Here is an 11,905-nt window from a genome sequence, read left to right as displayed (position 1 = left end):
AAGATAGCAATTAAGCGGATGCATGAAGTGGCAGGCAGTGGGGGACAATAGTAATAGTGGCGGTCGCTCCTGCGGCCGCAGGCATTGGCGTCAACCCTGCGGGGCTGCACCAAAACTAGGAGAGGATGTCCCATGGCAGATGTAAAGATCTATCGCTGCAAGCACTGTGGCAACATCGTCGTGAAGATTGTTGATGGCGGTCCAACGCCCGTGTGCTGCGGTGAGCCCATGGAGGAGCTTGTTGCCAACACCACCGACGCTGCCGTCGAGAAGCACGTTCCTGCGCTGACCGTCGAGGGTGACCGCCTTGTTGCCCGCGTTGGCTCCGTCGAGCACCCCATGACTCCCGAGCACTACATCGAGTGGCTGCTCTTCGCCGATGGCACCAAGACCGTCATCCGCTACCTCAAGCCGGGTGACGCCCCCGAGGCTCGCTTCCACCTGGGCGAGGGTGGTAAGGCTACGGTCTATGCCTACTGCAACCTCCACGGCCTTTGGAAGGCAGAGGTCTAAGGAGCCAGACTCCCAGACAGCGTTACTCTTCGTGCCGTCCCGGCAGCGCTGGGGCGGCACGCTTCTCTCTGGGTGGCATTTGCGAGTAGGGCGGGGATACAATTACCAGCAGGTTTATTTGGCAGGGGGAAGGTCCAAGCATGAAGATCGCGGTTGCTCAGATGAGGACCACGGCAGGCGAGCTCGAGCGAACGGCAGAACGTATGGTGGAGCTTGCGAAGAAGGCCGCAGACGAGGGAGCGCAGCTCGTGGTGTTCCCGGCCGCCGCCCTGATGGGCGTTTGGCCAGTCGATCCGCCCAGCCAGGAGGGTCTTCTGCTTGATCTTGCGGAGGCGCTGGTCAAGATCTCCGAGGAGGTCCCCTGCCCCTGCATTGTGCCGGTACTCTCGGATGCGGACGGGGCGCCCGCCCCCGAGGCAATGCTCGTGCACGACGGGGAGCTTACCCCGCTAAAGCTCTCGGCGCTCCTGCGCTCATCGGCCACAGGCCAGACCGACAAGCACGCGGGGGAGGGCTTGGAGGAGGATGGCCCCGCGCCCGATCTTCCTGTCTTCGAGCTGGGGGGCGTCCACTTTGGACTCGCTTTCTCCTTTGACGACCTCAATGACTTCGATGACTACGATTTCGACGTGGACGTGGTGCTCTATCTTGACGGTTATGGGTTTGCCATGGACGACCCATCATCTGCCATGGGGGTCTCTGTCTCGGACGGCCGTTTCATGGATGACGCCGAGGCAACAGACGCCTGGATTGTTGGCGTGGGCTCGCTTGGCACCTATGGCACTCAGGTGTTCACTGGCTCGAGCTTCGTCCTTACCCCGTGGGGAGAGCTTGCCGCGCAGTCTCCCTCCTTCGAGGAGGATCTTCTCATCGCAGACGTTGACCCGGAGCTTGACGGCCCTCTTGACCATCCGCTGAATCCCGAGGTTTACGATCGCCCCCTTGTCGCTTGGAACGCGTTGTCACAGGGCCTTGCCGAGTCCCTCTCGCAGATGGGCTTCACCCAGGCAGCCGTGCTGGTGGATGGCACGCTGGACTCCAGTGCCGTTGCCACCTTGGCCACCGACGCGCTTGGGCCCACCAACGTCCATGCGCTGCTCGTAACGGGTATCGACGACAAGCTCGACTCATCTGCCCGAAGGCTTGCCGAGAACCTCAGGCTGCCGGTTCGCGAGCTTCCCATGGCAGCACTCTCGCCCGATCATGCCCTGGCGGCAGACCTCGCGCAGGCCCACCTCGTGGCGCTTGCCAGAGAGGAGGGTGCCATGCCGCTCTCGAACCTCGACAAGACGGCGCTTGCCTTGGAGGTCTTGCCTGGGTCTATGCCGCACGCAGGCCTTGCCCCGCTTGGCGACGTCTACCGCTATGCCGTGATCGAGCTTGTGCACATGAGAAACACCATCTCGCCAGTTATCTCGCGCACCTCTCGGCACGCTTTCGAGGTGCCCGCCATCCCGGGCATCGAGGAGTGCGGTCTCACGGCAGAGTCTCGCCTTGACTTTGTCGACTACGTGCTCGCAAGCCACATCGAATGGGGGCGCCCCCTGTCTGACATTGTGGACGATGGGGGTCACCCGCAGGTGGTTTCCGCGATACTCGATCGCCTTGCCTCATGCGAGCCCGCACGGATGTCATGCGGACCTGTCATCGTTGCCTCGTCGCGGACACTCGAGGACGTTGCATGGCCGCTTGGCATGATGTGGCGCGATCGCGCGCGCACAAAGGCAGAGCGTGCAGGCGAGGGCATTGGCGGAACCATCTCGCTTGGTGACGACCTCGACGAGGCAATTGCCCAGGCGACAGAAGAGCTGGGCAGTGTTGCGGGGTCACATGACGCCAGCAAGGGGCAGCAAGGCGGAGAGGAGGCCGGCGTTCCTGCAACGCCTAGGGATCGCGAGAAAGACATGCGCGACATACTCAACCTCCTCCGAGACTTCTCGCTTACGGGAGGCCTTGCCGCCGACCAGCCCGAGGGGCGTTCCGGCAGGCATGGGCAGGGTGGTCGACCTGGACCGGGTGGAACGCCTGGTGACAGCTCCATATGGAGGACCTTCTCAGAGAACTAGCCCGCACTTCCCACGGGCGCACGGTATGCTAGAATAGAACGAACGTTCTAACCATCTTCATACGGTGGAGGAGGTGCTTCTCGTGATTATCCTGGGCATTGACCCCGGCCTTGCCAACACTGGCTGGGGAGTAGTCGAGACCCGTGGCCCTGTGTGCAGGGCGCGCGCATATGGCTGCGTCTCCACCTCGTCTTCGGAATCTATCGACCGCCGCCTGGGCAAGATTTACGAGGGCATCTCCAAGGCTATAGAGACCTATACGCCCAGTCAGCTTGCCATCGAGAAGATCTTCTTTGGTGAGAACTCCCGCTCGGCTCTCGCTACGGCGCACGCGCGTGGTGCGGCTCTTGTTGCAGCGGCAGAGGCTGGGCTTGAGCTAGGGGAGTACACCCCCATGCAGATTAAGCAGGCAGTTGTGGGTACTGGGTCTGCGGACAAGCGCCAGGTTATCTTCATGGTGAGGAGCATACTCGCCCTTGATCACGACCCGCGCCCGGACCACTGTGCGGACGCCCTTGCTGCAGCCATTTGTCACGCCAACCTCACGCGCACGCAGCGACTCACGCGCGAAGGGGCGGCGGTTCAGGTCTTCGAGCAGGAGAGGGCGCAGGAAGAGCTTGATGCCGCCACGGCGCGCGGCGTTACGGCGGCAGCAACGGCAGCGCGTCTTGCTGGGACCCGCGGGGAGGCGTCGCCCTTGGGTCACGTGCGGCAGAGCAGGAGGAACACCCAATGATCGTGCAGCTCACAGGTACTCTTGTCGAGGTGCTGCCCTCTCATGTGGTCATCGACGTTGGGGGCGTTGGCTACGAGCTTGGCGTCTCGGCTACTACGGCGGCATCGCTGCCGGCGGTGGGCGAGGCTGGCGTCACCGTGCTCACGCGCATGCTCGTGAAAGAGAACTCGGTAGAGCTCTATGGCTTCGCCACGCGCGAGGAACGTGCCGTGTTTGACAAACTCGTAGCCGTATCCGGCGTGGGGCCAAAGCTTGCGCTTGCAGTGCTCTCCACGTTTTCGCCGGCAACGCTTGCCACCATCGTTACCCTTCAGGACGAGGGCCGCATGGCGCAGGTGCCTGGCGTGGGCCGCAAGAAGGCGCAGCGGCTCCTTGTTGAGCTTCAGGATGTCTTTGCCAAGGACGCTACCTTGCGCGGTCTTGTGGGCATGAGCGAGCCTGAGGCACGTCAGTCCAAGGTGCCCGACACCGCCCAGTCCGTTACCGACGAGGCAACGGCCGCGCTCCTCTCCATGGGGTTCTCGCCGCAGGAAGCCGAGCTTGCCCTTGACGGGCATGAGGAGGCTGGTGCCGTGACGGTCGAGAAGGCCATCCAGTTTGCGCTTAAGAGGCTTGGAGGCAACCTGTGACGTGGGAGGCACAAGAGGAAGACCTCTTCGACGACGTGCCGGGCTCTGGCCATGGCCACGGAGGGCCTCGTCCCGTGACGGGGGAGCTCACGGCGGATGACCTCGAGGTGGACCGCAGCCTCCGTCCCACCACGCTGGACGAGTACTGTGGCCAGGAGCGGGTTCGCGATAACCTTCGCGTGCTCATTGCCGCCGCCAAGGACCGCCATGAGACGCTTGACCACGTGCTCTTCTCTGGCCCTCCGGGTTTGGGAAAGACAACGCTTGCCAACGTGGTTGCCAACGAGATGGGCGCGCGCCTTCGCACCACCTCCGGGCCCGCCATTGCGCGCACGGGCGACCTTGCCGCCATTCTTACCAACCTCGAAGAGGGTGACGTCCTCTTTGTGGACGAGATCCACCGCCTCAACCACCAGGTCGAGGAGGTCCTCTATCCCGCTATGGAGGACTTCTTCCTTGATATTGTCATTGGCAAGGGACCGGCCGCGCGCTCCATTCGCCTCGATGTCCCGCACTTCACGCTCATTGGCGCAACTACGCGCACGGGGCTTCTCACCGGCCCGCTTCGCGACCGCTTTGGCATCTCGTATCGCCTGGACTACTACACCGTCGATGAGCTCAAGCACATTGTCCAACGTTCGGCCGCCATCCTTGGTGTCGAGATAGACGAGCAGGGTGCTGCCGAGATAGCCTCGCGCTCTCGTGGCACGCCGCGCCTTGCCAACCGGCTGCTAAAACGTGTCCGCGACTACGCGCAGGTGAGGGCTGGCGGCGTCATAACATGGGAGGTTGCTGCCGAGGCGCTCTCGTTCTTCGAGATAGACGAGATGGGCCTTGACTGGATGGACAAGAAGATCCTTACGGCGCTCACGAGCACCTTCAGGGGTCGACCCGTGGGTCTTACCACCATTGCCTCTGCGGTGGGGGAGGACCCCTCTACCCTCGAGGACGTCTACGAGCCGTACCTGCTCCAGCGAGGACTCATCGTGCGCACGCCGCAGGGACGTCAGGCAACCCCTGCCGCCTTCGAGCACCTGGGGATGCCGCTTCCGCCCCAGCGCTAGAATCATGGTCGCAGAAGCGTATGCAGAGAGGATGGCACCATGCTTGAGAGGGACTACATCACCGAGCTTATCTCGCAGTTCGTCGAGGCGGTGACAAGGGCGCTTAGACTTGCCGTCGAGAAGGGCGACCCTGCCTCTTGCCGGGCAGTTGAGCAGCAGGTTGCAGACCTCATCGACCTTGACGCCCAGACCGCCATGGCGCTCTCGCCGGACTCACTCGTTACCATGCTCGTGCTCTCTGGCATGGGAGACTCGGTGGCGTCTTACGTCTGCTACGCGCTTGACCGCGTCTCGCGCGTGTACGAAGAGCATGGCGAGGAGGACCTTGCTGGCCTGCGGCGTCTTCAGTCCCAGGCGGTTGGCGAGAGCTTTGGCTGCGACCCGGCGACTCCTCCGGAGGAGCTTGCCTCGCTTGACGCCGAGCTCTTTGGAAGCACCGAAGAGGATGCATAGAGAGAGCCAGCAGCAACAAATCTCTGAGGTGTTCAATCTATAGCGTCAATATTATTTTTGTTGAACATTCAGCTTACCTTTGGCATACTGAAGCTTAACAAAAGCTTACAGGTGTCGGAGGTCGTATGGCACTTTCAAGAAGCATGTTCAAAGTTCTTGCCGCCCTTGCGCAGTCTGATGCTCGTATGACGCAACGTCAGCTCAGTGCCGCCTCCGGCCTTTCCCTTGGAACCGTAAATTCAGTGCTTCACGATGCCGAGGAGGCAGGTCTGGTTGAGGACGGGCTTCTTAGCATCGATGGCCTTAAGTCGCTCAAGCCCTACGAGGTGGGAAACGCCATCATCATGGCCGCTGGCCTCTCCTCTCGCCTTGCCCCCATCTCCTACGAGAAGCCCAAGGGCCTCCTCCGAGTTCGCGGCGAGGTCCTTATCGAGCGCCAGATTCGCCAGCTCCAAGAGGCGGGCGTCACTGACATTACCGTTGTGGTTGGCTATAAGAAGGAGTACTTCTTCTACCTTGCAAGCAAGTTTGGCGTTCATATCAAGGTAAACCCACAGTACGCCACGAGGAACAACAACTACACGCTATGGCTTGTGCGAGATCGCCTAGACAACACCTACGTGTGCTCGTCGGATGACTACTTCGAGGAGAACCCCTTCGAGCACTACGTCTACGAGGCCTATTACGCCACGCAATATGTGAGTGGTCATACAGACGAGTGGTGCGTGTCTACAGGCTCGGGTGGGCGAATCACCGAGGTGAGCGTGGGTGGCGCTGATGCTTGGACGATGCTCGGACATGCCTATTTCGACCGGGCTTTCTCCACGGCGTTCGTTCCCATCTTGGATGCTGCCGTGCGCAAGCTCGAGACCGCAGACATGCTCTGGGAGGATATATTCCGGTCCCACACGAATGAGCTGCGCATGGTTGCGCGTCACTACCCCGGCGCATCAATCCATGAGTTTGACACCCTCGATCAGGTGAGTGGCTTTGACCCTGCCTTCATCGAGAACGTTGACTCTAACATCTTTGAAAACATCGTCTCGGTCCTTGGATGCGAGAAGTCTCAGATCCACAGCTTCTATCCCTTGAAGCAGGGCCTCACCAACCTCTCGTGCCACTTCTCGGTGGGCGAAGGCGCGGACGAGCGGGAGTACGTGTACCGTCATCCTGGCCTTGGCACCGAGAAGATGGTCGACCGCGCTGCCGAGGAGGCGGGGCTTCGCCTCGCGCGTGACCTTGGGCTCGACAACACCTTTATCTACGAGGACCAGCGACAAGGATGGAAGATCTCGCGGTTTGTGAGCAACGCCCGTCCCCTTGACCCGCATGACCACGTGCAGCTTAAGCGCGCCATGGAGATGTGCCGCAAGCTTCACGAGAGCGGCGCCACGCTCAGCCGAAGCTTTGACTTTGTCGAGGAGGGCCTTGGGTACGAGAGGCTCCTCGCAGAGCGCGGGCCCATCGAGATCCCGGGGTACAACGAGCTCAAAGAGAAGGTCCTGCGGCTCAAGGAACTCGCCGAGAAGGACGGATTCCCATGCTGCGTCTCGCACAACGACTTTTTCTACCTTAACTTCCTCATTGACGAGCAGGACGAGTACAGCCTCATCGACTGGGAGTATGCCGGGATGTCTGACGAGGCAAGCGACTTTGGCACCTTCACGGTGTGCTGCGAGCTCTCCAACGCGGAGGCAGAGGAGGCCTTGCGCGACTACTTTGGACACACGCCAACCATCCGCGAGCGTCGCCACTTCTGGAGCTATGTGGTCTTTGCGGGCTGGTGCTGGTATGTGTGGTCCCTCGAGAAGGAAGTCGAGGGTGACAACGTAGGCGAGTGGCTTCTCATCTACTACCGCTACGCGCAGGACAACGTGGACCGCGTGCTCTCCTGGTACGAGGGCGTCGAGCCAAGAGGCGAGCGTGAGGCTTCGTAACTGTCCCTACGACTGCGGGGCAGCTCGCAAAAGCCCAGGCATCCTGTGTCCTTTTTGCATATGCCGTTCATGCTCCTCGCGCATGCGTGTAGTATGAACACGACAACTTCCTTACACGCAGTTGATGTGTTCATGACAAACGCTTGGCGGTGGCAGTATGGCGGGACGCGTTCACAAAGGCAACGCTACCCCGGGAATCTCTCGTAGGGGTTTCCTTGCGCTGACCGGTGGCGCCGCCGCTTGCCTTGGTCTAGGAGCCATGGCGGGCGCGGGAGGGACATCGAGCAACTCGGTTGTTATCTACTCGTGTGGCGAAGGCATTCGCAACGAGACACAGATGACCGCCCTGCGTGAGGTTTTTCCATCCTACGACATCCGCATGCACTACATTACCACAGGAAACTGTGCCGCCCGACTACGCATGGAGGGCACCTCAACGGAGGCGGACATAGTGATGGACCTCGAGGGCGGCTACATCAACCAGGTATCCGACAGCCTTGAAGTCCTTTCTGATTTTGACGAATCAATTTTCTGCGAGGACCTTCGCGATCCGGATGACCGTTACTTTCCCTTCTCCCGCGAGAGCGCTTGCATTGCCACGAATGATGACGTTCTTTCGGAGCATGGCATACCTACTCCCACCTCGTACCAGGATCTTCTTGATCCCATGTATGCCGGTGTAGTCTGCATGCCTAACCCCAAGACCTCGGGCACGGGTTACAACTTCCTAAAGAGCCTCGTCAACGCGTGGGGCGAGGACGCCGCATTCGACTACTTCGATGCGCTGGCGGAGAACGTCTACCAGTTCACCTCGTCGGGCTCCGGTCCCGTTAACGCGCTGGTACAAGGCGAGGCGGGCGTGGGTTTTGGCATGACCTACCATGCGGTTTCCGAGATTAACGACGGTGCCCCGCTTTCCGTTCACTTCTTTGAGGAGGGGTCTCCTTGGGATGTCTACGGCTCGGGAATCGTTCAAGGCCGTTCCAGCCGCCAAGCAGTCCACGACGTTTTTGGGTGGCTCTGCACCGAAGGCGTGCGCATTGACAACGAAACATACGTGCCCGATCAGGTCCTGGTAGGCGTGACGCCCGAGATTCCCAACTACCCGAAGGACATCACCTATGCCGACATGACCGGCATCACCGATGTGGACGAGAAGATGCGTCTGCTGGAGAGATGGAGCCACTGATTGCGATGACTGGACAAAATACCGATTCAAACGCAGCGCCCAAGCTCTCCGCCCACGGCATTGCGAAGTCCTTCGACGGCCGCGAGGTGCTCCATGGAATAAGTTTCGACGTGCTGCGGGGAGAGTTCCTCTCGATACTGGGGCCCTCGGGCTGCGGAAAGTCGACCATCCTGCGCATTCTCATTGGTCTTGAGCACCCTGACGCAGGCTGCGTTCTTCTCGACGGCAAAGACATCACGGACGCTGCTCCTAGCAAGCGTCACATGGGGATAGTCTTTCAGGACTATGCGCTCTTCGAGAACATGACCGTGCTGGGAAACGTTGAGTATGCGTTGCGCTTCGACCCAACCAGACGCGAGTGCCGTACCAAGATCGCGCTCGAGGCGCTCGCGAGTCTTGGCATGGCCGACTACGCCAACAAGCCAGTTGCGGGACTCTCTGGCGGCCAGATGCAGCGCGTGTCCATAGCGCGAACGCTCGCGCTGAGCCCCGAGGTCATCCTCTTTGACGAGCCTACAAGCGGGCTCGATGCGGACGCACGGCTGGCGCTGCGCTCGCAGCTCAAGAAAATCCAGCGAGACCACGGGACCACGATGGTCTTTATCACGCATGACCAGGAAGAGGCTTTTGCGCTGGCAGACCGCGTTATGGTGATGGGGGAGGGTTCCATCCACCAGCTTGACGAACCGTTGAGGATCGTCGAGAACCCTGCCGATGGCTATGTTCGTGACTTTGTGGTGAGCAACCTCAAGGCCAAGTATGACTCGCTCGCGAGGTTCGCCTCGCCGTTGAGGTAGGAGGCAGAATGACTCGCTACAACACCTCACACGGCACGAGGGTCCTCGAGATTGCACTTCTTCTATTCTTCCTGCTTGCTGTGGCATTCCCCCTCGTTGGGATGTTCTCCCGCCTGGCAGACCCACAGGTGCGGGAGGTCTTTGGGACCCCAGCTTTTGCAACCGCCTGCGTCAACTCCCTTGTGGTGGCAGCCCTCACCACGGTCATCTCTGTGCTTGCGGCGCTCCTAATGTCGTGGGTGCTCTGCAGGACCGCGATACATGGAAAGGGCGTCTTTGCCGTTCTGCTCACGGTTCCCATGCTTGTCCCCTCGCTGGCTCACGGCATGAGCCTGGTGTATCTCCTGGGGTCAAACGGCATACTCACGAATCTCTTGCATGGCTCGTGGTCGATTTACGGCTATCCGGGCATCGTGATGGGGTCGTTTCTCTACTCGTTTCCACCGGCTTTCCTCATGCTCTACGACGTGATGCGCTATGAAGACGCCACGCCCTATCAGGCCGCCGATGTATTGGGCATTCCCAAGGGCAGCCAGTTTGCGCACATCACGCTTCCGTTTTTGAGAAAGCCGCTTGTATCCGCTGTGTTCGCGACCTTCGCACTAGTAATTACCGACTATGGCGTACCGCTCATGGTGGGCGGCAAGGTTACGACGCTTCCCGTGCTCATGTACCAGAACGCGGTGGGGCTTCTCGACTTTGACGCCGGCGCCGCCATCGGATTTGTCCTGCTCGTCCCCGCAGTCATCGATTTTCTCGTCGACGTGCTGGCACGGGATAACGCTAGCGCACGTTACGTGTCGCGTGGATTCGATAATAAGCGGAGACCCGTTAGAGATGCTTTGGGTTATGTCGCCGCGGTACTGGTGACACTTGCCTTGCTGCTCCCCATCGCAACCTTCTGCATGGTCTCGTTTGTGACGAAGTACCCACTCGATCTCACGCCAACCCTTGCAAACGTGGGGCGTGCGTTCACCATGGGGGCGGGTTCATACTGGGTGAACTCGCTTTTCATAGCGCTCGTGGTGTCTATCTTGGGGACCATCGTCGCGTATCTCGTTGCCTACATCACGGCACGCGTCGGTGGTGTTTCTGCTCGTCTTCTTCACTTGGCATCGGTGACCACGCTCGCCGTTCCGGGCATTGTCCTGGGTCTCTCCTTTTCCCTTGCGTTTAAGGACTCTCCCATATATGGGACGTTTGCCATCCTCATTCTGGTGAACCTGGTGCACTTCATCGCGTCCCCGTATCTTATGGCCTACAACTCGCTCTCCAAGGTGAACAAAAACCTTGAGGCGGTTGGCCAGACCATGGGCGTGGGACGCGTGCGCATCGTGTTGGATGTCCTCGTCCCGGCGACTGCCGACACCATCGCCGAGATGTTCTCGTTCTTTTTCGTCAACTGCATGGTTACCATCTCTGCGGTCTCTTTCCTTTCAACCACGCTTGACATGCCGCTCGCGCTCCTGGTGACCGACCTCGATGCCCAGCGCCTGGTGGAGTGTTCTGCCTTTGTTGCTGTTCTCATCCTTTTCACAAACGTTGTTGAGAAGGCGGTCGTGGCTTTCGTCAAGCGCTACCGCCATGCCCAACAGACAGCCATCTAGTAACCAAGTGGAGGTACTTTAGCTATGACGCACAAGGAGTTTCTCGTTCTCTCGACCATGGCCACGGCTCCTGCGCCGCTTACCCAGCGTGCCGTGGCGGCACAGACAAAGATGTCAGTGGGGAGCGTGAACGAGACTATCTCTACTCTTTCCGACCTCGGCTATGTTTCCGAAAGGCGTGTGACTGATGAGGGCCTGGAGGCTCTCGAGCCCTTCCGTGCCAAGCGTGCGGTGCTCATTGCTGCAGGCTTTGGCTCTCGAATGGTGCCAATCACGCTCAACACGCCCAAGCCGTTGGTTCGCGTTGGCGGCAAGCGCATCATCGACACCATCCTCGATGCCGTCTACGCGGCGGGGATCACCGAGGTGTACGTGGTGAGGGGCTATCTTGGCGAGCAGTTCGACCAACTCCTCTACAAGTACCCCACCATTAAATTTATCGAGAACCCCCTCTACAACGAGGCGAACAACATCTCGAGCATGGTTGCCGCCAAGGACCTTCTCCAGAGCGCCTATGTATTTGAGTCTGATCTTCTCCTGAGAAATCCCAGCCTCATCACCCGTTACCAGGACCGTTCGAACTACCTTGGCATTCCCATGGAGCGCTCCGATGACTGGTGCTTCAAGGTAAAGAACGGCATGATTAACCATCTGGGCATTGGCGGCGATGGCGGCGTCTGGCAGATGGTTGGCATCTCGTACTGGACGCCCGAGGACGGCGCAAAGCTCGCAGAGGACATTCCCGCAACGTTTGCGATGCCCGGCGGCAAGGAGCGCTTTTGGGACGAGGCTCCCCTTACGTACTTTGCCGACAACTACAAGGTTTACGCTCGCGAGTGCTCTCTTGCGGATGTGACGGAGATTGATTCGTTCCGTGAGCTTGAGGCGATAGATCCCGCCTACGACTGCTAGGC

11 protein-coding genes are annotated in these 11,905 nt (G+C 60.1%); all 11 read left to right on the top strand.

Annotated elements, in window-relative coordinates; translation table 11 throughout:
• Positions 1 to 132: 132 nt before the first annotated feature.
• The 11 genes from AUL39_RS06315 (at position 133) to AUL39_RS06265 (ending at position 11,903) form a co-directional block, all read left to right on the top strand.
• Positions 133 to 513: a desulfoferrodoxin family protein gene (locus AUL39_RS06315; protein ID WP_059054730.1), complete on the top strand. Its 381-nt coding sequence runs from the start codon at positions 133 to 135 to the stop codon at positions 511 to 513.
• 140 nt (positions 514 to 653) lie between these two features.
• Positions 654 to 2,579: a nitrilase-related carbon-nitrogen hydrolase gene (locus tag AUL39_RS06310; protein WP_059054729.1), complete on the top strand. Its 1,926-nt coding sequence runs from the start codon at positions 654 to 656 to the stop codon at positions 2,577 to 2,579.
• Positions 2,580 to 2,661: 82 nt separating this feature from the next.
• Positions 2,662 to 3,315 carry a crossover junction endodeoxyribonuclease RuvC gene (gene ruvC, locus AUL39_RS06305; RefSeq protein ID WP_059054728.1) on the top strand — a complete coding sequence of 218 codons (654 nt, stop codon included), beginning with the start codon at positions 2,662 to 2,664 and terminating at the stop codon, positions 3,313 to 3,315.
• Complete coding sequence (gene ruvA, locus AUL39_RS06300) at positions 3,312 to 3,944, top strand: Holliday junction branch migration protein RuvA (protein WP_059054727.1); 633 nt, start codon at positions 3,312 to 3,314, stop codon at positions 3,942 to 3,944. The genes ruvC and ruvA overlap by 4 nt, the downstream gene beginning before the upstream one ends.
• Entirely contained in the window at positions 3,941 to 5,008 is a 1,068-nt protein-coding gene (gene ruvB, locus AUL39_RS06295) for a Holliday junction branch migration DNA helicase RuvB (protein ID WP_059054726.1), read from the top strand. Before ruvA ends, ruvB begins: the two co-directional genes overlap by 4 nt.
• 39 nt (positions 5,009 to 5,047) lie before the next feature.
• Positions 5,048 to 5,461, top strand: coding sequence for a hypothetical protein (locus AUL39_RS06290; RefSeq protein WP_059054725.1), 414 nt, complete (start codon positions 5,048 to 5,050; stop codon positions 5,459 to 5,461).
• Between the two features lie 125 nt (positions 5,462 to 5,586).
• On the top strand, positions 5,587 to 7,398 hold the full coding sequence (locus tag AUL39_RS06285) for an NTP transferase domain-containing protein (RefSeq protein WP_059054724.1): 1,812 nt from the start codon (positions 5,587 to 5,589) through the stop codon (positions 7,396 to 7,398).
• Positions 7,399 to 7,657: 259 nt separating this feature from the next.
• Entirely contained in the window at positions 7,658 to 8,587 is a 930-nt protein-coding gene (locus tag AUL39_RS06280) for an extracellular solute-binding protein (protein ID WP_153001579.1), read from the top strand.
• Between the two features lie 5 nt (positions 8,588 to 8,592).
• Complete coding sequence (locus AUL39_RS06275) at positions 8,593 to 9,384, top strand: ABC transporter ATP-binding protein (RefSeq protein ID WP_059054722.1); 792 nt, start codon at positions 8,593 to 8,595, stop codon at positions 9,382 to 9,384.
• A gap of 8 nt (positions 9,385 to 9,392) precedes the next feature.
• A complete protein-coding gene (locus tag AUL39_RS06270; RefSeq protein WP_059054721.1) occupies positions 9,393 to 10,991 on the top strand; it encodes an ABC transporter permease subunit in 1,599 nt (532 codons plus the stop codon).
• A 24-nt stretch (positions 10,992 to 11,015) separates the two neighbouring features.
• A complete protein-coding gene (locus AUL39_RS06265) occupies positions 11,016 to 11,903 on the top strand; it encodes a sugar phosphate nucleotidyltransferase (RefSeq protein ID WP_059054720.1) in 888 nt (295 codons plus the stop codon).
• The last annotated feature ends 2 nt before the right edge of the window (positions 11,904 to 11,905 follow it).

The organism is Tractidigestivibacter scatoligenes, from assembly GCF_001494635.1.
GTDB classification, from domain to species: domain Bacteria; phylum Actinomycetota; class Coriobacteriia; order Coriobacteriales; family Atopobiaceae; genus Tractidigestivibacter; species Tractidigestivibacter scatoligenes.
The sequence above is the reverse complement of the archived record's forward strand: the minus strand, read 5'-3'. Positions and strand labels throughout refer to the sequence as shown.